This is a genomic window from Planctomycetia bacterium (assembly GCA_021413845.1).
Lineage (GTDB): Bacteria > Planctomycetota > Planctomycetia > Pirellulales > PNKZ01 > PNKZ01.
Genome location: JAIOPP010000096.1, coordinates 59,570 through 84,426, shown reverse-complemented (window position 1 = coordinate 84,426; position 24,857 = coordinate 59,570). Strand labels below are relative to the sequence as shown.

Genomic DNA, 24,857 nt, shown 5'->3' with positions numbered 1-24,857 from the left:
GCGATATGGGAACGGCTCGCTACATCGATGATTCGTTGAAGCATGGCGATGAGTTCGGGGTGATCGTACTCGTTAGGAATCCCCATGTTGGTCGTGAGATCGTTCGGGCCGACGAACACGGCATTAACGCCGGGCACGGCGCATATCTTTTCGAGGTTCTCCACGCCACGGACCGATTCGATCATCGGTATAAAGACGGTGTTCGCACAGCGTTCGTTCGTCACGTAGTTGCGAGTCTTCTCGCTGGGCCATTTTCCTTCAGTCAACACACGATCGAGAGCTTCTCCCTTCAAGGGTCTGTAAACGGCTGCGGCGGCAAGTCGACGGCAGTGTTCCACATCCTCGACGTAGGGGACGACGACGCCGTCGTAGGAGTCGCACACCTTCGACACGTCATCGACTTCGCGACTATGGGTCCGCGCAAGGCAGGCGATCCCTTTCGATGCCAGCGCATACCGCACCGGTAAGAACTCGGCGAGGTCCAGCGCGTTGTGCTCCGCGGTGACGATCACGAAGTCGAGCGCCCCTTCAGGAATCACGTCGACGATCGCCGGATTGATCGAGTGTTGGAAGAACGTGCCGTACACGGCTTCGCCGCGGAGCATCTTTTCTTTCAGTGATTTGCCGAGCTGAGGCGCGGGCATGATGTGCTGTTCCTAGAGGAGCATGGCGAGGTATGAGCTATGCATGGGCGCTTATATTGCCGGTCTCAGTGCGGCGCGGACATTGAAGCAGCGGGGCGCTAGCCGCAGCGTTCGTATGGAAGTCTTACGAGTTTCTCCCGTCTAGCTAGCTAACGCGAACAGCCGAACGGCTCCATCGAAATGAGCCACTGCGATCGTACGACCGTCCGGCGAAAGATCGAGGTCGAAGCCCGGCCCGCGCGTGGGCAGAGGGAGCATGTGAAACTCGGTATCCGATCCTTCTCGCCAAAACCAGAGATACCCGCCGGTCCGGCTTCCTCCCGCCGCAATGAGGTAACCATCCGGATGAAATCGGACGCCCCAGGCCGTTGCAATCACTTCCTTCTCAGGCCGAAAGGTTTGCAACAGCTTGCCCGACTTCCAATCGAACAGGAGCACGCGTGCGTTACCGCTATGGGCGATCCCCTTATCGCCTACGGCACCGGCACATGCCAGTCGCGATCCGTCGGCATTGAAGGTGAGACCACGCACGCCGCCGACGTCTACCGTGTATTTTTCGCTATAGGTCCAGAGCGGTCCGGCGTCGATCGTTCGCAAGAGCTTGCCGGAGGCGAGCTCAAAGTGCCGCACCACCCCTTTCAAATCGGCTGAGATCAAACTTCGACCGTCCGGATGAAAGGCCGTTTGGTAAACATGGCAGCCGTGCATGTCGAGCTTGAGTTGTTCGCGCCCGTCATCGAGCGATCGAACCTGAACGGAGCCGTCGTTGCCGGCCGAGGCGATGAGTTTGCCGTCGCGACTGATGGCCACCGAACGAATCGAGCCACGATGCGCATCGGCCGTCCAAAGAGGCTTGATCGCCATTGGCTTCGTCCCCCAGACGGCGACGCGGCCGACGAAGTCGCCCGTTACGAGTTGCGAACCATCCGCCGACAAGGCCATGGCCTGGACCCAACTGTCGTGGCCGACAAGCGCCGACTTCGGGACCGGCGGAGCGGCCGGAATCTCAAGCGGGGGCTTCTTTGCCTTTGTTTTAGGAGCCGACTTCGCCAAGAGCGCGTCATCGACCCATGGCAACTCGCCGAGGTTCCAATGATGAATCAAGTCGTCTTGAGCACCGGCGAAAATGCGCCGCCCGTCCGCGGCGAGACGGCAAGTCAGCACGCCACGGTCATGCTTCAGCTCGCGCACGAGGCGAAACGTTTTGGGGTCGATTGGTTTCACCATCGAGTCGGCGGTTGCATCGCTCATGACAGCAACTCCTTCACCGGCTTCCGCTCGGGAGCCGCCAATGGAATCTTATTTCGGTCATCGTGGGTTCCCCGGGAGTCGAGTCCCACGGCTTGGAGATACGTGTGCCACATGTCGCCGACATGCACCGGCCGGTCGGCGATCTCCGTGCCGTTGGCGTTAGTCTTCCCCAAGACGCCGCCGGTTTGGATGCCGCATCCTCCGAGGACGACCGACCACGATTTCGGATAATGATCGCGTCCCAAGTCGGGCATGATCGTCGGTGTCCGGCCGAACTCCGTCAACAGCACGACGAGCGTATTCTCCAACATCCCACGGTCGTCGAGATCGCCGAGCAGCGTGGCGAACGGACGATCGAACTCGCCTAACTGTTCGAGATGGAAATTGAAGTTCTCCATATGAGAGTCGTAGTTGCTGTGCGTGATCTTCACGCAGGTCACTCCCTCAGTCAACAGTCGCCGGGCCAAGAGGCAGTGGCGTCCGAAGTCGTGCGTGCCGTAGCGATCTTGGTCTCCCACCGGTTCGCGAGCCACATCGAACAACTCTTTGCGGCGAATCAACTGCATCGCGCGATCGTAAGACGAATGATACGCCTCCGTGTAGGCCGTGCGACGACGTTGCGAGAAGCGCAGATCGGCGAGATCACGGAGGTGGTAGCGCGCCTCGTCGGCTTCGGCGGAGAATATCGCCGGGCGTTCGACATTGCGTGGGGCATTGCCGCCGCTTAGCGCGATCGACGCATGCTGCGGACCGAGAAACGCTGCATCGGCTCGCTGCCCACCGCGACTCGGCGTGATATGAATGTTGCCGGGGAGATCTGTTTTACCCGCAAGTAGTTTCGAGTAGACGGGACCTAGGAGGGGATAGGAGCCGAGCACGGGGCTGCGACCGGTCTCGACGTAATCGCGCGCCGCCGCGTGGCTTCCCGGAACTTGTTCGGCGAACACGCTCCGGACGACGGCCAGCCGATGGGCCTGGCGGGCCGTGAAAGGGAGCAACTCGCAAAAGTGCGTCCCCGGCACCGAAGTCGGAATAGCACGGAACGGGCCGCCGGTGTCCGTCTTCGGCTTAGGGTCGAACGACTCGAACTGGCTCAGACCGCCGTTCAAGAGCACGATCAGCACCTGTTTCTTCTTGGCTTCGAGCGCGGCGGCGACCGCCGGCTCGACCAAGCCACCGACGAGGCCGACGCCTGCCGCTCCGGCCAGCATGTTCGAGAGCAACGTACGTCGCGAAACCAAATGGCTCGACGAGTTGCAGGCGACGTTTTTCATCGTGAAGGCTTTCGGTCCATTAGTGATTCAATCGAAACTCGGCCGAAGCGACCAGCGACCACACGAGCTGCTCGATCGCCGACACCCGATCTTGGACTTCCGACAAGTGCTTTTGCGCCGCCGCCGTTTCGGCGGTCGTCGGATGGCGTGAGAGTATGCTCAAGTACAGTTCCTCGGCAAATGATTCAGGTTGCGAAAGTTTCGCCAGTCTCGCCGTTAGGTTGTCGTTTTGTGGTTGTAACCACGCGGCGATCGATTCAGCGTTCGCCAGGAACAATGCCTGCGGCAACGATGCTTGGAATTCTCCCTCCGGACTCCCGGCCGGACTGCCGAACAGTTCGGTGAATTCCTTAATCCGCTTCGCCCGCTCGACGGCGCGGGCTTTTACTCGCAAAGCGTCGTCAGCTTCCTTGTTGACGGGTTCTTTCTTGGCAGCTTCCTCGATCTGTCGTTCGAGCGTCACGCCGTTGCCCGTGGCGCGAACGAGCGACGCGAACAAAGGCTCGGGGCCGAGTCCCTTCAGGTTGGCCATCGCGAACGATTCTTCCGGCACGTCGTCGGGAGAGAGTCCGGCGGGTGCGAGGCTTGAGCGTTGGTAGGCTTTGCTCAATGCGACTTCGCGAAGAAAGCGACGCACGTCGAACTTCATCGCCGTCAGTTCGTCCGACAACAGCGCAAGCAACTCCGGATGCGACGGTGGATTGGCCGAGTGGTGCATATCGAGCGGTTGCACCAAGCCGCGCCCCATCAAGTGAGCCCACAGCCGATTCGCCATGTTGCGCGAGAACTCGCGCGTCTCGGCTCGGGGCAGCGTCTCCGACAAGGCTTTTCGCAAGCTAAACTTCGGAACGGCGCGAGTCTTCGCCGAAGGTTTCTCGACGTACTCGTCGCCCGCTTTAAACGTCGGAACTTCCATCGCCGGACCACTCAGCAAGCGTGGTCCGGTCTTGTTTTGCACCTCGGGCTCGAACACCGAGGCGAACGTCGCTTCGCGGACGACCTCTTCTTGCAAGCTCATCAACTTGCCGCCGCTCGTCGGTCGATAGAGTTTGGTTCCGGCGACGAAGACGTGCAAGCCGTAGTAGTGCAGATGGCGATAGTCGGCCACGGTCGGGTGGTCGTGGCACTGGGCGCATTGCAGATCGACGCCTAAGAACAGTCGGCCGATGTCGCGTACGAGCGTATCGTGCGCCGCTTCGCGGTCGAGAAAAAACTTAGCGGCGGAGCGCATCGCCGGATCCGAACCGTCGCTCGCAAGTAGTTCGCGCACCAACACGTCGAGCGGCTTATTGTTACGGAATGATTCCGCGAGATAGCCTCGCCACTCGTCGTTCGATACGTGACCATCGGCTCGCCGCTCCATAAGCATGATGTCGAACGTCACGGCCATGTGCCGAGCATACTCGTCGCTCGATAACAGCCGGTCGATCAAAGCGGCCCGTTTATTCGACGACCGATCGCCGGTAAACGCGCGAACGTCCTCTGCGGTTGGAATGATCCCCGTGAGGTCCAGCGTGACGCGCCGCAAAAACTCCTCGTCGTCCGAGCGGCCCGTCGACGCCGTCAATTTGAATTTCGGCAATGCCGTTTCGACATGTCGATCGATCTCGGCGTGGAGTTCCGGGTCGGCTGCAGTTACGACACGCGAAAATCCGACGAGCGCCGATATTGCGTATAACAGCGATGCTACGAGTCGTCGAAAGGACGCCGTGGGCATGGAAGACGAAGAAGGTGGGTGGTGTGATGGGCTAGGCGAGATCCACGCTCAAAGTCGAACTGGCATGAATAAGAAGATTTTGATCGATCTTTCCGGCTTATGCAAGCTCGTTATGGAACTGCGCTGGTTATGCGCACTCAGCGACGCGCCGTGTCCTCGACGGAAAGAACGCGACCGGCGCGGAGAGTTACTCGGTCGGTGTGCGAAATTGAAGAGCGTACGGCAAACCGACGTTAGTTTTTCGCCGGTCCTTTCAAAAATCGATCGAAGTGCGCATAAACTTGCTGCATTGATTCCAGGTCGGCGTGTTATCCGGAACATTGGTCATGGCAATGGGTTCTCGACGCCGAGCAGGCGGTTCGTCAACACGGCGGCGAAGAGGATGAGGCGGCGCACGGCGAGCATCCCGATTAGAATATCTTCGACCTCGACCCGGATCCCGCCGTCGACTGGGACGAAATTCGCGCCGCCGCCAATGATCTGCAGACGCTGCTTGCCGAGCTCGATCTCACGTCGTTCGTACGGACGTCGGGCGGCAAAGGATTACACGTCGTCGTACCGCTGGCTCGGCGTAACACTTGGGATGAGGTCGAATCGTTCGCGCACCACACGCATTAGGACTTGCTCGGCGCGCCCCCGACCGCTTCGTCGCGAACATGCGAAAGGATCTGCGTAAAGGAAAAATCTTCGTCGACTATTTGAGGAATCAGCGCGGTTCGACGTCCGTCGCATCTTTTTCGACGCGCAATTGCGAGGGCGCGCCGGTCGCGACGCCGCTGACCTGGGAGGAGTTGGCGAAAGTGCACGGCCCGGCCGAGTTCACCGTACGGAACGTGCCGCTGCGCTTGTCACGACTACGCCGTGATCCGTGGGAAGGCTTCTTCACGACCCGCCAACGATTGACGCAGAAGTTGCTCTCGGCGGCGGAGCGATTTGCGTGATGCCACAGAACGCCGTGAGCGCTGACATGAAACTTGCCACATACGAAGTCAATGGGATTTACGGCCGCCTGCCGGTGTTCCCGGCGGCGGCGATCGAGGAGGCCGGCTACTGAGCGATCCGGCAAGGTCACCAGCAGATGGTCTTTCGGTCCGCTACCGGCGAAAACGCCCTGAGGGTTCGACGATAGAAGTTTAACCGTAGCTTCCGGCAGCACCTTCTCGGAAGTCAATCGGCTTTCAGCTTCGCTACATAGAGATCGGTCGCACCACCGCTCGTAATTTCGGCATCGCCGAACTTGGCCGTGCCGCTGAACGAGCCGCCGATGACAATCCCGTGCTTCTCGTTGCAGGCCAGCGTGTAGGCGTTGTCGCCGGTCACGCCGCCGGCTTGCGTGATCCAGCGAAGGCGTCCCTTGCTCGTCGAACTTAGCGACGTAGACGTCGACGCGACTCCGGAGCATCGCGCCGGCAACTCGGAAGTCGGCCGTGAACTCACAGGTCAGAAATGAGTTGCCTTGACCGTCCGTGGCGACGCCGAGGCCGTAGTCGACCGCCGGGCCTTGGCCGACGCGCGTCCACACCAGCTTGCCGTCGGGAGAGAAGTGACTGAGAAACGCGTCGCTATCCTTGGGACCCGGCGTCGTGAAGACTTCGCTGCCGAATGTCGCGCGTCCTTTGAACATCCCGCAAGCTCAGACGCGCCCTTGGGCATCGCAGGCGAGCTCGTGAAAGAGGCAACTCGCTTCGCCGAAGTGTTGCGAGATCCATAGCACGCCGCCGGCCGACGAGAGCTTCGCGAGGACGGCCGACGAGCCTTTCGGCGTCACGAGCAAAATTTCCGTATCGAGCGGCAGTTGGGCCAAGACCTTATTTTCCAGGGGTTTAAGCAGCATTCAATGCTAGCGAACCCTCCGTTTTTACTATAGATAGTGTTTATGTGTACAGTATTATGCCTGCCGGTTAGGAATGCTTCGATTTTCTTCTCGGTTAGGCAAAACCATGTCCCTTCCGCTCCTCGAACAACTTCGCGAACAAGTTGCGTTGGCATCCGGCCAAGAGGGGAAGCGCGCGGGGAACGTGAGTGCCTGGGGAACATCGTCGAGCGGCACAACGGCTCTCGATGCGGTATTGCCGGCCGGCGGTTTGCGCGGCGGCACGCTCGTGGAGTGGCTTGCTGCGGAGCCGGGCGCGGGGACCACGACTCTCGCCGTCGCCGCTGCTCGCAAGATACTCGCCTCCGGTCGGCCGCTCGTTATCGTCGATTCGTCGGAACGCTCGAAAGGCCGATTTCATCCGCCGGGAGTCGCCAAGCTCGCCAATGGGCAGCTCTGGAATTGGCGGCAAGTATTACTCGTGCGGGCCGAAGCGGCCGAGGGTCGGTGGGCAGTCGATCAAGCGCTCCGCACGTCGGGAGTCGGTGCGGTGCTGTTTCGGATGGACTACGAAGACGAGCGCTGGATGCGCCGTTGGCAACTCGCCGCCGAGCGGAGCGGAACCCTCGGTCTCGTCGTACGGCGCTTAGCAAAGCAGCCCGAGGCTTGCTTCGCCGATTTGCGGATTCTTGTGACTCCTCTGTGCGCCGTAGCGGAGCGGCGCGTTCGCTTGCAAGTTCTCCGTTGTCGGCAGGGATCGCCGGGTACGGTCGTCGAGGTGTCATTATCCGATGTCGCGCATTCTCTGCCTCCGGTTCCGGCCTCCTCCGGCTGACGACGAACCGGCACGTAATCGTCGCGGTCCGCGCGTTCCGCCGGCCGTCGTCTACGAACTCCCTGCCGATCTGCGCGACCGCTTGCGCGCCGACGTCGAGGAATTCAGCCCGATCATCGGTTGGGTCGCCGGTTGGCCCGCGCCATGCCTCTGCTTGGAGGTCGGTGCGACCTCCGCTTGGTTCGGAGGCGAAACGGCTCTCATCGAGCGGCTGCAAGCATGGGCTGCCGAACGGCGTTTGTCTTGCACCGCATCGATCGCCGATACCCTCGGCACGGCGTGGGCTATCGTCCATTATGGGCTGCCCCGCAATCCACCGTTTGTGAGTCGCATCGTCGCCGACGATGAAACCGCGAAGATTTTGTCGCCGCTGCCGGTCGAAGCGCTGCGGATCTCGAAGCCGACGTCGACTTTGCTGCGTGAACTCGGGATCGACTTCATCGGGAAGCTGCTGGACTTACCTCGCGCAGCGCTAACCGAGCGGTTCGATGCGGAACTACTGCTCCGCTTGAACCAAGCCTTAGGGATCGAGCCGGAGTTGTTCGCCGCCGTGGCTCCCGAATCGCAGCTCGAAGCTGCTTTGAATTGGGAGTACGGTCTCGTCGACATCGACCCGCTTGTGGAAGTCTGGGAACACCTTTTGCCGCAGTTGCTCGGCCCGCTCGCGGAACGGGGGCACGGCGTTGTCCGTCTCTTGGCGGAAATACGAGGAGAGTCATGCGGTTTACGGCGGCTGGTCGTCGGGCTGTTGCGGCCAAGCGTCGACTCAAAAAAGCTCGTCGACCTGCTGCGACTCCGTTTGGAATCGATTCGTTTCGTCGAACCGGTCGTGGGAACGAGGCTCGTCGTGTTGGAGTCGGCGATGCCGGCGGTCGAACAGCAAATGTTGTTCGCCGAGCTCGCGCCGCCGATCGAAGCGCAGGCCTGGACGACGCTTATCGAGCGACTCAGCGGGCGTCTCGGCTCCGACGCCGTTTCGCAGGTTTGCTTCTGTGCCGATCATCAACCGGAACGGACTTGGAAAGCCATGCCGCAATTCACGGCCCATTCTCTGAATACTTCCGCCGGACCTGCGACGAAGAAGAGCAAGACCAAGCTGAAGGTCGACGCTACCGATGGTATATCGCAAGGACTTCCTCGTCCGACGTCACTGCTTACCGAGCCGCGCTCGATTCGCGTGATCGCCCTCGCACTGCAAGGACATCCACAACGCTTTCGCGATGTCGACACAGAGCATCGTGTGGCCTGTGGTTGGGGACCGGAGCGAATCGAAACCGGCTGGTGGCGCGGGCCGAGCATTCGCCGCGACTATTACCGCGTCGCCACCGAAGCAGGGACACACGTCTGGCTCTTTCGCGATCTACAAACACGCGGCTGGTTCCTTCACGGCTGGTTCGATTAGATGCGCTACACCGAACTTCACTGCCTGACCAACTTCTCGTTCCTCCGTGCCGCGTCGCATCCCGGAGAACTCGTCGAACGAGCCGCGGAGTTGGGCTATGCCGCGCTTGCCGTTACCGATCGTCACTCACTGGCCGGGGTCGTTCGTGCGCATGCCGCCGCGAGAGAAGTGAACAAGGAAGCGCCGAGATTGAAGCTGCTGATCGGTACCGAACTCCGACCGAGCGATGCGCCGCCGGTGGTTCTGTTGGCGACCGATCGCGCGGCCTACGGTCGGCTCACGCGGCTGCTCACGCTCGGCAAGTCGCGGGCGCCGAAAGGAGAATGCGCTCTCACTTCGGCCGACATCGCCGCATACGGCGAGGGGCTCTTGGCATGCGTGTTCAGCGAGGTCGGGACCGACGGCATCGCCCTACCGCCGACGCCGCGACAACTCGCCTTGTATCGCGACGCATTCGGCGACCGAGCGTATCTATTAGCCGAAGCGCATCGCGGACCCGACGATGCCGCGTGGTTCGAGCAGCTAAAAACTCTTTCGCGAAAGAGTAAGGTGCCGCTCGTCGCCGCCGGCGGAGTTTACTACCACGCTCCCGAACGGCGGCCGCTGCAAGACGTCCTCACGGCGGTGCGCCTCGGTCGCACCGTGGCCGAATGCGGCACGGAGCTCTTCGCCAATGCGGAACGCCATCTCCACCCGCTCGACGAACTGGAACTGCTCTACGAAGACCTGCCTGGTGCGCTCACACGGAGCGTCGAAGTCGCCGAGCGTTGCACGTTTTCACTCGATGAGCTGCGCTACCACTATCCGAAAGAGCTTTGTCCCGAGGGAACGACGCCGCTCGCCTATTTGATCGAGCGCACTTGGAGCGGCGCAGCGGAGTACTATCCCGACGGCGTGCCGGAGAAGGTTCGCAACCTAATCGAACACGAACTCGCCATCATCAAAGACCTGAACTACGAGGCCTACTTCCTCACGGTCTGGGATCTCGTCCGCTTCGCGCGCTCGCGCAACATTCTCTGCCAAGGGCGCGGCTCCGCGGCCAACTCCGCGGTCTGCTATTGCCTCGGCGTCACGGCCGTCGATCCCGAGAAGATCGACGTGCTGTTTGAGCGGTTTATCAGTCGCGAGCGGAACGAAGCACCCGACATCGACATCGACTTCGAGCACGAGCGTCGTGAGGAAGTGCTGCAGTACCTCTACGACAAGTACGGCCGCGAACGAGCCGCGATGACCGCCGAAGTGATCTGCTATCGTTCCCGTTCGGCGGCTCGGGAAGTCGGCAAAGCGCTCGGCCTCACCGAGGAACGTATCACGGCGATCTCGAAAACGCTCGTCGATCATCACCGTAATCCGACGACGACCTGGCAAGAGTGTTGTCGCGACGGCGGGCTCGATCTCCAAGATCGGACGACGAAGCAGTTCATCACGTTAGTCGATGAGCTCGTCGGCTTTCCGCGTCACTTGTCGCAACACGTCGGCGGCATGGTGATGACCGAGGGTCTGCTCTGCGAGATGGTGCCGATCGAGAACGCGGCGATGCCCGGCCGAACCGTCGTCGAATGGAACAAAGACGACCTCGACGAGCTCGGGATCTTGAAAGTCGATTGCCTCGCGCTCGGCATGCTCACGGCGATTCGTAAAGCCTTCGATCTCATTCGGCTGCATTCCGGTCGCGATCTGACGCTGGCGAACGTGCCGCGCGAAGACCCGACCGTGTACGACATGGCGTGCGAAGCCGACACGATCGGCGTGTTCCAGATCGAAAGCCGGGCGCAAATGAGCATGCTTCCGCGTCTCAAGCCGCGTCGGTTTTACGACCTCGTCATCGAGGTTTCGATCGTGCGCCCCGGGCCGATTCAAGGAGACATGGTTCACCCTTACTTGCGCCGCCGCGCCGGACTGGAGCCGATCGATTATCCCAACGAAGAGATCAAGAAGGTGCTCGTCAAAACCCTCGGCGTGCCGATCTTTCAGGAGCAAGCGATGCAGCTGGCCGTCGTCGCGGCCGGCTTCACGCCGGGCGAGGCCGATCAGCTTCGCCGCGCGATGGGAGCGTGGCGACGAACCGGTGTGATCGATGAGTTTCGCGAAAAGCTCCTCCTCGGCATGCGAAAGAAAGGACTCTCCGAAGAGTTCGCTCAGCGAGTGTACCAGCAACTCTGCGGCTTCGGCGAATACGGCTTCCCCGAGTCGCATGCGGCGAGCTTCGCGCTGTTGGTTTACGTCTCGGCGTGGCTCAAGCGACACTATCCGGCGGCGTTCTGCGCTTCGCTGCTCAACAGCCAACCGATGGGCTTCTACGCTCCGGCGCAACTGATTCGCGATGCACGAGAACACGGCGTCGAGATCCGGCCGATCGACGTGAACCGAAGCGATCGGGACATGACGCTGGAGCCAGTCGCGGGATGGAAACACGAATTCGCCGTGCGGCTCGGCATGCGGCTGCTGCAAGGGTTGCCGAGGGCAGCGGCCGAAAAGATCGTCGCGGCGCGGCGAAGCGGCGAGTTCCACTCAACGCATAATCTCGCCGCGCGCACCGGACTCAACCAAGCGACCTTGACGCTCCTCGCGCGAGGCGATGCCCTCTGCTCCTTGGAACGCGATCGACGCGCAGCCCTCTGGCAGACGTTGCCGCTCAAGAAAGGAGCATCGCAGCCCCTCTTCGCCGCGCTCGCTTCCCCCGAAACGGAAGCGAGCGCACCATCGGTCGCAGCGCTGTTGCAGCCCACGCCGTTCGAGGAAGTGCTGGCCGACTACCGCACGATAGGGCTCTCGCTCAAGGGGCATCCGGTCGCGTTTTTGCGCGACGAGCTGACAAGGCAGCATTGCGTGACCGGGGCGAAACTGACGAAACTCAACGACGGGTTGATGGTGCGGGTGGCCGGGCTGGTCCTGTTGCGGCAGCGTCCCGGCACTTCGCGAGGGATCACGTTCGTAACATTAGAAGACGAAACGGGGGTGATCAACCTTGTCGTCTTTCCGAACGTCTGGCAACGCTTCCGCGAGGTGGCCCGAGCCGCGAAGGTCTGGCTGGTCGACGGCGCTCTGCAAAAACAAGAACGGGTGATCCACGTCGTTGCGAGTCGCTTGATCGATTTCACGACGACGCTCGGCGACGTCGCTGCGAAGTCGAGGGACTTTCATTGATGAGCAATCGACTTCGCACATCGCAAGGAACGGCAGAGGAATCTAGCCCCCGACTCGTTGCAACTCCTTGAGCGTCGGCTCGCTTATCTCCAAGCTCCGCAAACCTCTGAACGCCGTCAAGAATTCCGCTTCGGTTTTTCATGGGCACCTTCTCCGGTGTGCGATCGGACGTCTGATATTTAAAAAAATTGCCTATCGCCGCCCGAAGGGCGGCCATTACTTGGATGATGATCCGGCTTCGCGAGCATTCCGCAGCGCGGACGGACTTCGCCTTCGAGTTCGGCTTGGTCGAGCGCATCTGCCGGTCGGATTCGTGGAGCTCGTCGACCTATGCGCTAAGCTTGCGCTTCTCCAGCATGGCTCGTTCTTCCATCGGAAGTGCGGTGGGTACGGCGACGTCCGGCAAGCAGTGCCTGAACGCCTTGCGCGAGCAGCCACCGCGCTGGATGCTGCCCGGCCTTCGTGATATGGCCGTGGAAGCACCGTTTCCCGGACTGATGCGTCGTCGACGTTAGACCGAGATAGGCGGCCGCATCATGGCCGGTTCGGAACCGCGTGAAGACGCCGAGCGCCGACAACCGGCCGACGGCGCCGACGAAGTTCACGCCCGGCAACGTCATCAGGAGTTGGGTTCGGACGTCGTGATGCGCCGTCACGGCCGTCAGCTTGTCGACGGCCTTCAACTCGTGCTCGATCGTCGCGAGGAGTCGTCAATCGCCGTCCGGCCCGAGCCGCTCATCGGCGGGCAACGGCAGTTCCTGCAACCAGCTCATTCCCGCCTTCGTCCAGAGAATTTTGCAGGGCGGGATCCACAACAGTCGAGCCAAGCGGCTCTGGATCCGGTTCTTCACTCCGATGGCGCTCGGTCATTAAGGCCGCATGCTGCGTCGTCAGCCGTCGCATTCGTGCGGTATCGGGATCCGGCTGCCGGACGCTCGGCAGATAATCGCAGCGCAGAAGCTGCGCTAAGACCTCGGTGTCGACCTTGTCGGTCTTGATCTTGGTTTCGGCGATCGCTTTGGTCCGGAGCGGGTTCCCGACGACGAGTCGGGCGACGTGCGGTCGCAGGATCGCGACGACCGGCCAAGTGTTCATCGAGGCTTCGAACGCAACATGATCGCTCGGTTGGAGAATCTTCGTCGCGAAGGCTTCCAGACTCGACAACGCGCACGGTACTTGACCGCGCGTCAACTTCTTTCCCGCGGCGTCGAGCACGCAGTACTATGGACGTCCAAGCCGATGTAACGTGTCATTCGCAGACCTCCTTTCGTACGGTAGGAGCGGTGCCGGCTCGCGCAATGCGAGCGGTGGGCCGAACGGCAACTACCTCTTCGAGCTCGAAGCTCAGCCGGGTGGGTCGGTGGGGCGGCCAATAAAAAAAACGGGCTCGTAGCCCATCGCTATTTGTCGGCGGGCCCCGAGATGAACGACCCGCTCACACGGTCGCGGTTCTTGGGATTCAACATGGCTCAATTCGTCCCTGGCCCGGCGTCTTCACGATACCGCGCCGGTTAATTAGGACGAGCAAGTAGGCGGACGACGTCCGCCTACCACGTTCATACCAATAAGAAAATCGGTCAGCCCGGCCGCCCTTTCGGGCGGCCGGAGCGGCTGAACCTTGGACGGCGACGCGGTCGGTTTTTTTGTCGGTGCTCGGGTCGATACAACCGTCGACGTACGGCTCGAGTTTGCGTTCGGCCAACATCCGCCGTTCGCCGCCCGACAGTTGCTCGGGCTCTCTCACCGGAGGCAGCCGTGCGGCGTGAAAGACCGTCACTAGAGTTGGCGGGGGTTGTTTCGTCGTTCGCCTCGCTCCGGCGCGCGGTTTGATATTCTTCAACTTCGCGAGCTTCTCCCATGAGGTCGGGATGAGCGTAGCGGTACGGTTCGTTGTTCTTGAGCATCTCAAGTACGCGATCGAGACCAGCTTGCGCCACGGCCGAAATCGCCACGCTCCGATGTTGCGTTTGGTCAACCGCTCGGAAGAACGCGCCGAGCGGCCCGGGATGACGCGAAGCGGTTGCGCCCCCTGCGTCACTAAACCACGAGCCTGACGATTTCCGACTTCGGTGATATGACCGTGTAACAATGATTCGCCGACTGGTGCGTCGATGGAACCAAGCCCAAGTATGCCGCGACATGCGCGCCGTCCTCGAAGCGCCGAACATTTCCCACCGCCAAGAGAATTCCGAAGCCGACGATGAAGCTCACGCCGCGAAGGACATGACCCAAAGCTCGACCGATGGTCAGTTCCGACGAACACGAATGCGACTACGAACGCCTCCGCGTCGACGACCGGCCCGAAAGCCGAGTCGACTTCCGAGCCGCTTCCCCTGACGAAATACGGCATAGGCGAACGAAAATACCACGGCGATTCCGATAAGGGTGTCCACATTCCCACTCGCATAGATAGAGATTCGAACTAAGAAAAACGGCGACGTCTCGGCCCGTCCTTGCGAAGTTTTTTGAGCATCCCAAGGGCAACGGCGAGGCCGATGCAGACGTTGCAAAAGGTACTCATCGAATAACTCCTAAAAAGGCTTCGTTAATTCGTTAAAGACATTAGTAAGCTCCCTGCGCCGCTGTTGACGACGCCGGTAGCGAGAGAGTGTCGGTGCCTATGGACGGGTCGGAAGAAAGTCCGGGCCCGTCAAGTTTGCGTCGCTTTGAGTTCCTCGATAAGCCTGCTGGCTTCCGTAATCGAAAGTTCGGCGGGGTCGACGACGCCGAAAGTCGTCCGCAAACGCTCCGCTAAGGGTAGCCCCCGGCGCTCGGCGATTGCATACAATGCTCGGATTTGATTGGCAGTGGCGCTGCGCGTCCGATCGCGGTGGCGCGCAGGCGGCGCTTCTTGCTCTTCTTCACCTCGGATGGCGCTTCCGTCCGGGGTACTCGCAACGTCGGCGCGCGGCGGTTCGTAGGAATCGGCCAACTCCTCTTCGACCGATTTCTTGGACAACAGAAAAAGTTGTCGCATCCGTTCTTTCAATCGCGCCGGATCGTCGATGAGGGTCGACTCGAACTCCAACTCCAGATTCGCGCTCGCCCCGCGCGAGCCGTAGTGCGCTTCTCCCTTTTTTCTCTGAAATCCCACGTTGATTCTGAGCATAACCATGTCCTTTCATTTACGGGGTAGATGCTGTCGATGAGGCGTGCTTTCTTAAAATCATTGCAGCCCGGCGACCTCCGCCGGTAAAGCCGCTTCCGATCGTGCGGCGATGAAGAGCGATGCTGTCGGCACTCGTACCGAATCATTTCACGTTGAGAACCTCGGACACGCTACCGATAGCGACCAAGATCATCTGGGTCGGGATGGACGAACCGCGGAAACGGTTGATGCGAACTTGATTGGATAGCAAAGGGATCCGCCGATCGCTCGAAGATCGCAGACTGATTATCGAGCAGTACCTACAGGCCCGCTGCTCGTTCGTGTAGTGCCTCGGCGCAGCGGGACCGTGTAGATGGGGATACGTCAGCAGCCGATGGGAATCGCGCGTGCGACGAAACGACGGTTCGTGTTCAAAATTACCGCATTGCCGCATCAGCTTCGAAAATGAAGCTGGACTTCGGTGGCCTGCATTCCCTCGTCTGCCGACTTCGTTGGAGCACGGGGCCATTCAGATCGAGCGTGAACAGAGGGCGAAAGTTCGGGCCCCGGCGACCTGCAGCTCATGGAGGCCGCGACGGCGACAAGTAACACGGAATCGACGAAGTACGGAACGGGTGATCGTAAGCAAGGGTATTCTCCTGAATGAAAAGCACTCCCTTCACCCGCCCAGAACGTGAAGCGGAGCGATGCGGGGAGCAAGGGACGACCCAAAGGATTCGTCTCCGAACGAAGCGGGGATCATTCGACCGCTCGACATCCCGCAGTCGATGCCGTAGACACCGACAACAAGTCACCGATCGCCGTCAGCCATGCGACGACGTCTCCGGCGGGGTCTTGCTCGGCCAATCCCGCGACGGTCATTCGCTCGACGGCGTCGGTGTTCAGCCAAGCCTTCGTACGATCTCGGTGTCGTCGTCGCGCTCGACGCGAGAGTGCTTCCCAGGCGAAGACGGGTTCTGACGGAGGGTACGCCGCTCGGGCCGCCCGTTCGGCGACGTCCTCGGTCGCCGAGTAGATAATGTTCAGCCCGCGCGCCTCGCGAATCGCCTCGGGATGGAGATAGTTTTCGAGGCTTCGCCGGCCGGTACGAAGCCGCGGCAACGGGGCCGTCGATTCACGGCAGCGGCCCATTCCTCGCGGCATGTCGATTCCAGCGGTAGCTCGCGATCATAGAGATGGAACTCAGGGCAGCCGAGCCCGGCCAGGCGTGTCGACCAAAGCCGAAAGTCCCCTCCTCCCGTCGGAAGAAAGATCACGCGTCCCTCGCGTTCGAGCGCCGCGAGGTCGGGAAGCTCGCACCGGCTGCGATGCAAGAGTGCGCTGATTCGCTTCAGGAACTCGATGTCATGGCGGCCTTCCACGAAAATGCACAATGGGCGCGGTGGGTCGGAGATAACGACCGGAGGCGAGCGAAAAGTTCGGATTCGCCGTGCGCATTCCCGTAAGAACATGAGGATCATAGGAAGCGTTCCCGTACGAAGAATCGTCGACAAAAGGAATCCCATGCCGCCCATCCGCATGGAGGTGACGGGCGGCATGGGAGTGAGGTCGCGACAAGAACTACGCGGCCGATCGATTCAGGACCGGACGGCGAACCGGCCGACGACGAGGCTTGTGACGCAGGCGATCGACTTGCTGCACCTCGTCCCAGTCGATCGACAGCGGCTCGGGCGCGACTTCGACGAGGCTGAATCCGCGACGACGGATCTCCGACAACGATTCGCCGGTAGTTGCAGCGAGTTCACGTTCCATTTCGAGTTGAGTCATAGCGGTACCTTTCAAAGACGACGATGCGCGCAGCACCGCCTGGGAAGTAAAACACGGGAGACGACCGCTCCGAGCGGAGCGGCAAAAAAGAAAACGCCGCAAGACGTTTAGCGGCTGCGAACGAGCCAATGCTCCTCGAGCCAAGACCGTTCGGCAACCAGAGCCTCCGAACGATGAACGAAAGGACCGAGGAGCGGTCCGGAAACGACCGAGAGATCGGCCGACCAAAGGCCGTCACACGTCGGCTCGACGTAACTGCCACGTGTGATCTTGAGCGGGCCGAGCGCCGCCAACTCGATCGTCTCGTCGTAGACGCAACGGACGGTGCCGCGCGGATCGATGACGAGTTGCATCAGGCCACCTGCCCCTGCCGCGAGCGCAGGATGTTGCGCCGCGGCCGATCGACCAACAGACCGTCGAGCACGGATTGCACGCCGGCGAGTTGTGTCGAGATCTGTTGTCGAAGCATTCCATTTTCGCGCAGCGCCTGCGGCTCGACGCCGCGGACGATCCGCTGCGCATCTTCGACCAGTCGATCGAGCTCCACGCTGCTCCGGACGTTGAGCGCACGGAACCTGCCGAAGAATTCTCCCAGGTTCTCAATCGCCGAATCACGGAAGACTTTCGGCTTGCCGTCTTCCGTGCCGCTGAGTCGTTCCGTCAGGTGCGCCACGACCTTGGCGAACTCGGCCGTGAATGCTTCCTCGGCGAGTTGCACCGCTTCCTCGAACCGCGCCGTGACGCGGGCCTGCTCCTGTCGGAACAACTCGGGGCTCAGTTCTCGGAGATACTCCGGCGCTTCGATGCTCGGAAAGTCATGCTCGAGCTTGAAGAGCCCGATCAACGAGTCGGGATAGTCGGTCGAGTTGTAGAGTCGGCCCAGTCTCGAACGAGCTGCCGACTTCAGCTCGCCGTAGCGCTCGTCGAGTTGAAGCACCGCCTCGGCGAGCTCCGCTTTGAGCGAAGTCAGTTGCACGTCGAAGACCGGCACGTCGTCTTGGCGGATCAATCGAATGCCCGGCTCTGGATAGGGCAAGCTCATGCCCTTCCAGAGCGACAAGGCCCGGCCGCGGACGGTCGTCACGAACTTGAACGCCGGATGTTTGACGTCGAGCAGTTTCTTGGCGGCCGAGAGATACGAGCCTTCGGCCCCGAACGAATCGGCGGCCTCTTCCTTCTGTTGCGGCGAAAGGGACTTGCGGGTACCGAACCACACGAAGCTGAGGCGAACGGCGGCCATCGTGGTCCGGAGACGCCGAGCGGCACCGGCGACATTCACGGCGGGAGGGGAACCCAGAACGGTAGACATACGGACTCCAATCGGTAAAGGTTGTCGCGTTCGCTGAAACGAACGAATGAAACTCACGAAACATGAATGCGAGAAGGGGACCTACATGACTCAGCCGATGACGACCTCCGGCGAATTGGCCCAGGGGGAAAGGCTGCGCGGTGCTCGTGTTCAAGAGCGCAAGCCAGCCGTTTCGATCTTTAATCCGGTCGTCGAAACGATGGAGTCGAATTCAGCGCGGAGGAAACGATGAAACTTCATTCCTCGCTAGACGTGGGAGGGGGGCGCACGCTCGGGGACAAGCCCCGCTATCGGATCGAAGCGAGCCGGCAGCGACGTTACTGACATCACCCAGGCGTTTCGCAGAGATCGATGCCGAGATAGATATGGCCGGCAGGAAAAGTCACAACAGCCGAGGGCCGCAAAATGACGAAAACGATGGAAACGTGTGATCGGCACGTGCCGGATTGTCTCGGAAGGAGCTGCCGTTCGATGCCTTATTCGTTTCGCATTTACGATTCCATTCGCGACGTGCCTGCCGCCGACTGGCGAACGGTACGAGGAACCCACCGCGAACCGTTCACCGAGCCGAAGTTCATTCAATTGGTGGAAGAGACGTTAGGCGAGTTGACGCAAACCGCCGTCGTCGTGGTGTACGACGATGCCGGACGACCGGCGGCCGGCATGTGCCTGAACACGTGCCTTCTTGATACCGTCATGGAAGCCGCGCCCGGCGTGCGCCGCGCCGTCGGTTGGGTGCGACGACTCTGGCCGAATTTCCTGCGATTCAAAACAGCCATGTCGGGCATGCCCACCGCCGTCGAGCAAGAGAAGCTCTGCTTTCGGGCCGGCGCCGATCGCGCCGAGGCCCTGCGATTATTCTCGCAAGCCGCCGCAGAGTTTGCGCGTCGTCACCACGCGTCGCTCACCATCTTAGGCGACTTTTTTTCCGACGATGCCGCTTGGATGGACGAACTACAAAGCCACGGCTTTAGTCGGGGGTGTTCGCTGCCATCGCACTTTCTCGACATTCCGCAACGAACATTCGACGACTATCTGCTGGCGATGCGTTCTTGTTACCGCACCGACATCCAGCACGACATGCGTTTGCTCGACCGCAGTCGCGTCCGCATCGAGGTCTTGGACGACGCGGCGAAGCAAGCAGACCCGATCACGCCGGAGTTCTATGCTTTCTACCTGCGGTTACTGGAACGCGTCGTCCTGCAGCTCATTACGTTGCCGCGGCACTACTTTAACGAATTCATCGCTCGCCTCCGCGACCGGCTGCAAGTGCTGTTGGTTTACGTCGACGATCAACCGGCGGGGTTCTTCATCAGCTACGACACCGGAGAGACGTACCAACTGCTGACGGTGGCGGTCGACGAACCGCTGAGCCGGCAGTACGGCATCTACCGCAATCTCTACTTTCACGAAATCGAATCAGCCCAGTCGCGCGGCCTCCGGCACATCAGCCTCGGCACGACGGTCGACGAATTCAAGCTCCGCATCGGCAGCAAGCCGCGGGGGCGGATCATCTACGTCAAAGTCGGCGGCTGGCTCCAGGCGCCGTTCCAAATTCTGGCGAAGTACTTCATGCCGGAGATTCCCACCCCGGCGGCGAAGAACGTGTTCCGCGAAAATCGCATTAGCAGGCCGCCGCGATTGCGCAAGGCCGCGTAAGTTCGGAACGAATTCATTCGATAAATCGGCAACGGCGACGCAAGCCATTTCGGCAAAGCGTCGCCGTTGCTTTTCCACTTCTGATCAAAGCTAGTTCTGCGAGGAATCCCGCGTGACGCGACGGCGCGACGTTGTTGCCGACGCTTCGCGGCGGTAGATCCCGGCGTGATCGGCGCTGAGACATCGCCCGCCGGCCCAAGAGCGCAACCGCTCGACCGCTTCGGCCGCCGTGACGGCGACCGGGACGACGTTCTCGGCCGCTTGCACGAGCGGCAGATCCAAGAGCGCCGCCAATCGACAGCAGCTTTTGATCTCGGCCCCGGTCCACTGCGCGTCGTCCGGCAAGCGTTGATCGCGATCGAGTTGGTACTGCGCCAGGTACATCCGCCAGATGGCGTCCTTCTCGGCACGCTCCGGCAGATCGAGAAAGAAGACGCCGTCGAAGCGACCGGCGCGTGAGAATTCGGGCGGAAGTTTCGAAACGTCGTTGGCCGTACAAACCGTGAAGACGTCGGACTCGTGGTCGTTGAGCCAGCTGAGGAACGCACCGAACATCCGCGCCGAGACGCCGCTATCGGCGGAGCCTGACGTACCGAGCCCGGCGAACGCCTTCTCGACCTCGTCGACCATCAGCACGCACGGGGCCATGGCCTCGATGATTCGCAGTGCCTGCCGCGTCCGCTCTTCCGTTTGACCGACGAGCGAGCCCATCAGCGTCCCGACGTCGAGGATCAACACCGGCCGCCCGGTTTCCTTGCCGAGTGCTTTGCAGAACTGCGACTTGCCACATCCCGGCGGTGAGAGCAAGAGCACGCCCCGGGGACGCTTGAGTGGATGACCTCGTCCCGGCTGCAGCAGCGCGCGTTTGCAGAAGGCTTTGAGCGCAGAGAGGCCGCCCAAACTCTCAAAGTCGTCGCTGTTGCGATGCAGCGACATTAAGCCGCTCTTCTTCAGCATGCCGGCCTTCAAATCCCAGATCGCATCCGCTTGAATACGACCGCATCGAACCAGTGCTAGGCTGAACGCCCCTTCCGCTTCGTAACGCGTGAGTCCCGCCGCCGAATCGAGCATGGTGTCGAGTGCGGCACCTTCCGGTAACTCACCGGCTTCCGTCGCGATCCCGCGGGCGATCTCTAACAACTGCTCGCGGCCGGGAAGCTCATGCGACACGACGACGAACAACTTTTCGAGTTCGAGCGGTATCTGGACCAGCGGAGCTAGGACCACGACGAAGGTCCGATGCTGCTTGCCGTTAATGATCTGTCGCAAAAGTGCTTGCACGATCTCGGCGGATTGCATGAACCGATGGAAGTTCTGCAGTACCAAGATCGCGGTGCCGTCGGCCGACGCCATCCGGTTCAGTGCTTGAACGGCCGCGAGCGGATCCTGTCCGGCAGAGATCGACGATCCGTCATCGCCGACGTCGAGTCCGCGATCGATGTCCCAGGTTGCGAGTCGCCACCGTTCGCGGCGACAGAGGCCGGCGATTTCGGTAAGTGCATCTTGCTGTTCATGACTTTCGACCCAGACCCCGGTAAAACAGGCACGGATGTATTCGGACAAGCTCTGAGCCAAAGACATGGAATGCTCCCGAGGTGTGTCGGCAACCGGACGCCGAGGACGGATGGGAAAAAGGTGCTTATGTAAGTCGCCGTCTCCGGCGCGACGACTTCTTCGGCCGATATTTCGGGTGGTGGGTCCCTGCATACTAAGCCTTGTGAATGGTCGCGTGGCTTTGGCGATTGGACCGCGAACCCTACGGGGAGCGCAAGGTCGGACGCTCACGAGCGAACGCTCGACAGCGGGATTGGGTCCCCTTGGTGATGGGCGTTCAGGCCGATGAGCACGAGCCGTCGCGCGTGGTAGCCTACCTAGCAGCTCCAAAACGGCTCTCTCTTTTTGAACAACAGATTGCATCGTTTGGGCCGCAGTCGATACGGCACAAAACAATGGACTTCAACTACCGTGACGAAAACCCGGCGTCGTCGATCCCGCGTCGCCGCTTGCCGCGTGATAAAAAGAATCGACGTTCGACAATCCGCTTGCGTGCTGATGGATTTAACGTCGCCCCCGTGCCGCATTACCGCGGAGGACGGATTCGCAGAATGGGGCTGGAGTACGGTTCGTGAGCAAGGGGGCGTCGACTGCGCGGTGCCGGCGGCCGGGATTTTTTGCCGCGGAATCACTTCACGCGTAGGAATCCGTCACGCTGCCGCGTGTAAAGCTCGGCTGAGCGAGTGCCGCCTGATGACGATGAAATGGCGCGTTCATACGGATAGTCGAAAAGAGATCGACGATTTTCGCTAACGCACCGTTCGTCAGCGATTCACCCATAGTCCGTCTACGGGAAGAGCTTGGTGCGATTCGGTGGTAAGCCGCTCGTTCTGACATCGTCCGAGAGCTTCTTCGAGAAACCGGCTCCCGTCTCGGCAGGCCGTACCGACGAATCCTTTGGTCCGAATGACGATCTCTCCCGTTGGCGATACGACCACTTCCACGATCTTAAATACAGCGTTACCCGTTATGCGGTCTTGCATGTCGTTCTCCGAAAGATGAAGGAGGTGCTTGCCGTGAAAGCGAACTAATTCAAGCCGCGACTACGTTCTGAGGATTTCATGGACGCGTCGGCAACCGGCCTTCGCTGCGGGGCCGCTTCCGCATCGACGTTCATGGTGCTTAAATCGACATGACGTTGTGTGCCGTCTTCCTTAACCTTACGGTATTCGGACTCACGCATTTCATTTCGACCGCAGGCGAAAGGTGAAAGACGGTCATGGGATCGTCGTCCAGGCCGAAGCCGAGCGCCGAGAACGAATCGCCTCAGCTTCGCAAGGCTTATAAAAATCGCATGCGAAGATCGAACGCAGCGGACGCGCAAGCTCAAGCGGCCTGAACCCGAATTAAAATACTCCCGTCCTCGAGCGTCCGCTCGCTCACGCCGAAGCCCTGCTTCCGCGCCGCCGATTTAGCTTTTTCCACCGCGTAAATCTGAAGCAGCCGATCGAGTTGGGTCCGATCTCCCCAACGACCTCCGAAGTTGTCGTAGCGAAGTTGACCGGTCTCCGTCTGACACACGACTGGGTATCGCCAACGCGGCAACTCCACTGCTAAGCCCGTCGCTTCGGCTTGGTAGAGTATGACGGTCCGATGGATCGGCGTAGGTAGTCCGAGTCGAGCACAGGCCGTCGTCAGGGCGACCGGATCGCGCACCTCGGTCTGAATCTGAACGATGTGGGACATAAACTTGGTCTCTCCTTGTTAGAGTTTCCAGGGACGATCAAGATGCAGGCATGAGAATTCGGCGCTCTCCACCGCCCCGGCTAGGTACTTTATGAACCGTACGATTTCCGGCTCGCATATGTTTTTTAGGAACCTTTCGTAGCCATCGGAAGCTTCGTCGTCGGAGCCTCCCAAAACCGATCGGTCGGTCGTCGTGCCGCCGCCGAGCGGATGACCCGGGTGTTGAAGCCTTATCACAAGACCATCCCCGGCGGTTGAATGCGCGAAGATGCCGGCAATAGTGCCAGGGCTCCATGCCGAATGCCAAGGGAGCCCACGGTGACCGGATCGAACCTGCGTCTTCCCGGTGACGACGCGAGACCTAGTCGATCTCGTGAGCCGTTGACGAAATAACAAGGAGATACGGGGAATGCGACGGCTAAGTCATGGTCTCCTTATATGCCTCGAAAAAGCGGTTTTTTAAGTTCGATGGTGAGAAATCAAGTTACCGAAAAAAGCAATTCCCCTACGTACCCGACCGCTGCGCTCGGCCGCTGAAAGGAAACTCCACCGAGACCTCCCTAGTTCGGAGGATCGCCGTACTGCCGGCGGCCTATCGCCCCGAGACTCGTCATGTCGCGAAGCTAAAATCGCGGACGGCAAGGTGCCCTTCGGCGATTTTGCTTTTATCGACCTCAAGTGCATAGCACCGACGGCAGGATTTCAGGTTGAAGGCGGATCGCCGAGTCCATGAAAAGTCGATTTTCGTCGTCACTACTCCGATCGTTGCCGGCGATGCGGTCGACGTCGCTCGCACAGCGCGCAAGTGCACATGCGAAAGGAATTCGCCGAATCATCGGGAACGCGGTACGCTCCCATAGGGCGTGAACTGCAGCTCGGTACGTCGCCGTGAGCCGATCGTCGGCAATATCGAAGGACGCGGCGCCTGCCGAGCCTCGTTCGGGCCGTTGAGGCCGAAGCTTTCCCTGTTACAACGCGCTCCATATGACGCCGACGCAGTGTCCTATCACGACCGGTTCGACGTCGATCGTTCCGTCGGTGCTCAAGCGCTCCCAGGTCCCATCCGGTGCACGGCGCGCTAAGAACATCTTCCTCGCTGCTTTCACAACCTGGATCTCGGCCGAGGCGTCGATCGCCTGCGAAATGAGCACCAAGTCGCCGCGCCGGAGTCGCCCCCGTCGATCGTCGACGCCGAATCGGAGGATGTACGGTCGCTCGGCGAACAGGACGCGTATCGCGGCCATCCCGGCGAGCTCCACGCACGTCCCATCCCAGTTGCTCCAGCCTGTGGGATCCCCCGAAATCGGATGTGCGAAGGCCGGCAGCCAGACGCGTCGCCCGTCGCCGAGCGAGGAGCTACCGAACGGCGGGACCTCCATCGAGCCTTGTTGGCCTAAAAGCCACTGGTGGTCGACGCCGAATTCCTCAAAGAACCGCCGCGCAAATAACTCCGACAGCGGACGCCGCCCGATCTTCACGTCAGAGAGATAGGGCGCGGGAACCGCTACCCGTTTTGCGACGTCGGCTTGCGAAATGCCCCGCTCTTCCATGGCTTCCAGCAGCTTTTCCAGCCGCTTACGGGGGAGATCCGCCAGATCGCTCTCAACACCTTCGAAAGGGGTGGCTTTATGTGGTTCTTGCGTCATATTTCAGTTTTATGGTTCTTGACCGAGATACCCTATAAGGATAT

General features: G+C 60.8%; 24 protein-coding genes. 5 read left to right on the top strand and 19 right to left on the bottom strand.

The features are described from left to right. The 7 genes from K8U03_18275 to K8U03_18245 form a co-directional block, all read right to left on the bottom strand. Window positions 1–644 (bottom strand): hypothetical protein (locus K8U03_18275; GenBank protein ID MCE9606838.1); only part of this gene is annotated, 644 nt, incomplete at its 3' end. A gap of 141 nt (window positions 645–785) precedes the next feature. Further along, window positions 786–1,895 carry a hypothetical protein gene (locus K8U03_18270; protein MCE9606837.1) on the bottom strand — a complete coding sequence of 370 codons (1,110 nt, stop codon included), beginning with the start codon at window positions 1,893–1,895 and terminating at the stop codon, window positions 786–788. Next, window positions 1,892–3,169, bottom strand: coding sequence for a DUF1501 domain-containing protein (locus K8U03_18265; GenBank protein ID MCE9606836.1), 1,278 nt, complete (start codon window positions 3,167–3,169; stop codon window positions 1,892–1,894). Before K8U03_18265 ends, K8U03_18270 begins: the two co-directional genes overlap by 4 nt. Before the next feature lie 19 nt (window positions 3,170–3,188). Next, window positions 3,189–4,751: a DUF1549 and DUF1553 domain-containing protein gene (locus K8U03_18260; GenBank protein MCE9606835.1), complete on the bottom strand. Its 1,563-nt coding sequence runs from the start codon at window positions 4,749–4,751 to the stop codon at window positions 3,189–3,191. An 841-nt stretch (window positions 4,752–5,592) separates the two neighbouring features. Next, on the bottom strand, window positions 5,593–6,057 hold the full coding sequence (locus tag K8U03_18255; protein ID MCE9606834.1) for a hypothetical protein: 465 nt from the start codon (window positions 6,055–6,057) through the stop codon (window positions 5,593–5,595). Continuing rightward, window positions 6,054–6,323, bottom strand: coding sequence for a hypothetical protein (locus K8U03_18250; protein MCE9606833.1), 270 nt, complete (start codon window positions 6,321–6,323; stop codon window positions 6,054–6,056). The genes K8U03_18255 and K8U03_18250 overlap by 4 nt, the downstream gene beginning before the upstream one ends. Window positions 6,324–6,519: 196 nt before the next feature. Next, window positions 6,520–6,720 carry a hypothetical protein gene (locus K8U03_18245; protein ID MCE9606832.1) on the bottom strand — a complete coding sequence of 67 codons (201 nt, stop codon included), beginning with the start codon at window positions 6,718–6,720 and terminating at the stop codon, window positions 6,520–6,522. A 106-nt stretch (window positions 6,721–6,826) separates the two neighbouring features. Between K8U03_18245 and K8U03_18240 the strand changes: the two genes are divergently transcribed. From K8U03_18240 to K8U03_18230, 3 genes are read left to right on the top strand one after another with little or no spacing between them, the layout of a single operon-like run. Then, entirely contained in the window at window positions 6,827–7,534 is a 708-nt protein-coding gene (locus K8U03_18240; protein ID MCE9606831.1) for a hypothetical protein, read from the top strand. Next, window positions 7,491–8,936, top strand: coding sequence for a DNA polymerase Y family protein (locus K8U03_18235; GenBank protein ID MCE9606830.1), 1,446 nt, complete (start codon window positions 7,491–7,493; stop codon window positions 8,934–8,936). Before K8U03_18240 ends, K8U03_18235 begins: the two co-directional genes overlap by 44 nt. Then, window positions 8,937–12,083, top strand: a complete 3,147-nt coding sequence (locus K8U03_18230) for an error-prone DNA polymerase (GenBank protein ID MCE9606829.1) — start codon at window positions 8,937–8,939, stop codon at window positions 12,081–12,083. A 335-nt stretch (window positions 12,084–12,418) separates the two neighbouring features. Here the strand turns inward: K8U03_18230 and K8U03_18225 are convergent, their stop codons facing one another. The 8 genes from K8U03_18225 to K8U03_18190 all read right to left on the bottom strand — a co-directional run bounded on the left by K8U03_18225 (window position 12,419) and on the right by K8U03_18190 (window position 18,268). Then, window positions 12,419–12,766: an IS110 family transposase gene (locus K8U03_18225; GenBank protein ID MCE9606828.1), complete on the bottom strand. Its 348-nt coding sequence runs from the start codon at window positions 12,764–12,766 to the stop codon at window positions 12,419–12,421. Between the two features lie 52 nt (window positions 12,767–12,818). Then, a complete protein-coding gene (locus tag K8U03_18220) occupies window positions 12,819–13,298 on the bottom strand; it encodes an IS110 family transposase (protein MCE9606827.1) in 480 nt (159 codons plus the stop codon). An 822-nt stretch (window positions 13,299–14,120) separates the two neighbouring features. Continuing rightward, window positions 14,121–14,315 (bottom strand): IS110 family transposase, encoded by a 195-nt coding sequence (locus tag K8U03_18215; protein MCE9606826.1) that lies wholly within the window; start codon window positions 14,313–14,315, stop codon window positions 14,121–14,123. 418 nt (window positions 14,316–14,733) lie between these two features. Beyond that, window positions 14,734–15,192, bottom strand: a complete 459-nt coding sequence (locus K8U03_18210; protein ID MCE9606825.1) for a hypothetical protein — start codon at window positions 15,190–15,192, stop codon at window positions 14,734–14,736. Window positions 15,193–15,930: 738 nt separating this feature from the next. Further along, the gene (locus K8U03_18205) at window positions 15,931–16,335 is read right to left on the bottom strand and encodes a hypothetical protein (protein MCE9606824.1); all 405 of its coding nucleotides are present in this window, start codon (window positions 16,333–16,335) and stop codon (window positions 15,931–15,933) included. Between the two features lie 417 nt (window positions 16,336–16,752). After that, a complete protein-coding gene (locus K8U03_18200) occupies window positions 16,753–16,959 on the bottom strand; it encodes a hypothetical protein (protein MCE9606823.1) in 207 nt (68 codons plus the stop codon). A 107-nt stretch (window positions 16,960–17,066) separates the two neighbouring features. Continuing rightward, on the bottom strand, window positions 17,067–17,312 hold the full coding sequence (locus tag K8U03_18195) for a hypothetical protein (GenBank protein ID MCE9606822.1): 246 nt from the start codon (window positions 17,310–17,312) through the stop codon (window positions 17,067–17,069). Continuing rightward, window positions 17,312–18,268: a hypothetical protein gene (locus K8U03_18190; GenBank protein MCE9606821.1), complete on the bottom strand. Its 957-nt coding sequence runs from the start codon at window positions 18,266–18,268 to the stop codon at window positions 17,312–17,314. Before K8U03_18190 ends, K8U03_18195 begins: the two co-directional genes overlap by 1 nt. 471 nt (window positions 18,269–18,739) lie before the next feature. On the opposite strand from K8U03_18190, the gene K8U03_18185 reads away from it, so the two are divergent. Next, on the top strand, window positions 18,740–19,927 hold the full coding sequence (locus tag K8U03_18185) for a GNAT family N-acetyltransferase (GenBank protein MCE9606820.1): 1,188 nt from the start codon (window positions 18,740–18,742) through the stop codon (window positions 19,925–19,927). Window positions 19,928–20,017: 90 nt separating this feature from the next. Here K8U03_18185 and K8U03_18180 read toward each other — a convergent pair whose 3' ends face one another. Further along, entirely contained in the window at window positions 20,018–21,508 is a 1,491-nt protein-coding gene (locus tag K8U03_18180) for an AAA family ATPase (protein ID MCE9606819.1), read from the bottom strand. Window positions 21,509–21,744: 236 nt separating this feature from the next. Here K8U03_18180 and K8U03_18175 point away from each other — a divergent pair, with 236 nt between their 5' ends. Further along, entirely contained in the window at window positions 21,745–22,056 is a 312-nt protein-coding gene (locus K8U03_18175; GenBank protein ID MCE9606818.1) for a hypothetical protein, read from the top strand. 189 nt (window positions 22,057–22,245) lie between these two features. Here the strand turns inward: K8U03_18175 and K8U03_18170 are convergent, their stop codons facing one another. The 3 genes from K8U03_18170 to K8U03_18160 form a co-directional block, all read right to left on the bottom strand. Then, window positions 22,246–22,464 carry a DUF2997 domain-containing protein gene (locus K8U03_18170; protein ID MCE9606817.1) on the bottom strand — a complete coding sequence of 73 codons (219 nt, stop codon included), beginning with the start codon at window positions 22,462–22,464 and terminating at the stop codon, window positions 22,246–22,248. A 343-nt stretch (window positions 22,465–22,807) separates the two neighbouring features. Further along, window positions 22,808–23,167: a DUF1257 domain-containing protein gene (locus K8U03_18165; GenBank protein MCE9606816.1), complete on the bottom strand. Its 360-nt coding sequence runs from the start codon at window positions 23,165–23,167 to the stop codon at window positions 22,808–22,810. 968 nt (window positions 23,168–24,135) lie between these two features. Next, window positions 24,136–24,813: a helix-turn-helix transcriptional regulator gene (locus K8U03_18160; GenBank protein MCE9606815.1), complete on the bottom strand. Its 678-nt coding sequence runs from the start codon at window positions 24,811–24,813 to the stop codon at window positions 24,136–24,138. Window positions 24,814–24,857: the final 44 nt, after the last annotated feature.

Bases quoted from the DNA above. Each gene is read 5' to 3' on its own strand.
- K8U03_18235 (MCE9606830.1), top strand. From the start codon at position 7,491: ATGTCGCGCATTCTCTGCCTCCGGTTCCGGCCTCCTCCGGCTGACGAC.
- K8U03_18230 (MCE9606829.1), top strand. From the start codon at position 8,937: ATGCGCTACACCGAACTTCACTGCCTGACCAACTTCTCGTTCCTCCGT.
- K8U03_18245 (MCE9606832.1), bottom strand. From the start codon at position 6,720: ATGCTGCTTAAACCCCTGGAAAATAAGGTCTTGGCCCAACTGCCGCTC.
- K8U03_18195 (MCE9606822.1), bottom strand. From the start codon at position 17,312: ATGCAACTCGTCATCGATCCGCGCGGCACCGTCCGTTGCGTCTACGAC.
- K8U03_18160 (MCE9606815.1), bottom strand. From the start codon at position 24,813: ATGACGCAAGAACCACATAAAGCCACCCCTTTCGAAGGTGTTGAGAGC.
- K8U03_18270 (MCE9606837.1), bottom strand. From the start codon at position 1,895: ATGAGCGATGCAACCGCCGACTCGATGGTGAAACCAATCGACCCCAAA.
- K8U03_18205 (MCE9606824.1), bottom strand. From the start codon at position 16,335: ATGCCGCGAGGAATGGGCCGCTGCCGTGAATCGACGGCCCCGTTGCCG.
- K8U03_18180 (MCE9606819.1), bottom strand. From the start codon at position 21,508: ATGTCTTTGGCTCAGAGCTTGTCCGAATACATCCGTGCCTGTTTTACC.
- K8U03_18265 (MCE9606836.1), bottom strand. From the start codon at position 3,169: ATGAAAAACGTCGCCTGCAACTCGTCGAGCCATTTGGTTTCGCGACGT.
- K8U03_18170 (MCE9606817.1), bottom strand. From the start codon at position 22,464: ATGCAAGACCGCATAACGGGTAACGCTGTATTTAAGATCGTGGAAGTG.
- K8U03_18185 (MCE9606820.1), top strand. From the start codon at position 18,740: ATGCCTTATTCGTTTCGCATTTACGATTCCATTCGCGACGTGCCTGCC.
- K8U03_18240 (MCE9606831.1), top strand. From the start codon at position 6,827: ATGTCCCTTCCGCTCCTCGAACAACTTCGCGAACAAGTTGCGTTGGCA.
- K8U03_18210 (MCE9606825.1), bottom strand. From the start codon at position 15,192: ATGCTCAGAATCAACGTGGGATTTCAGAGAAAAAAGGGAGAAGCGCAC.
- K8U03_18165 (MCE9606816.1), bottom strand. From the start codon at position 23,167: ATGTCCCACATCGTTCAGATTCAGACCGAGGTGCGCGATCCGGTCGCC.
- K8U03_18190 (MCE9606821.1), bottom strand. From the start codon at position 18,268: ATGTCTACCGTTCTGGGTTCCCCTCCCGCCGTGAATGTCGCCGGTGCC.
- K8U03_18200 (MCE9606823.1), bottom strand. From the start codon at position 16,959: ATGACTCAACTCGAAATGGAACGTGAACTCGCTGCAACTACCGGCGAA.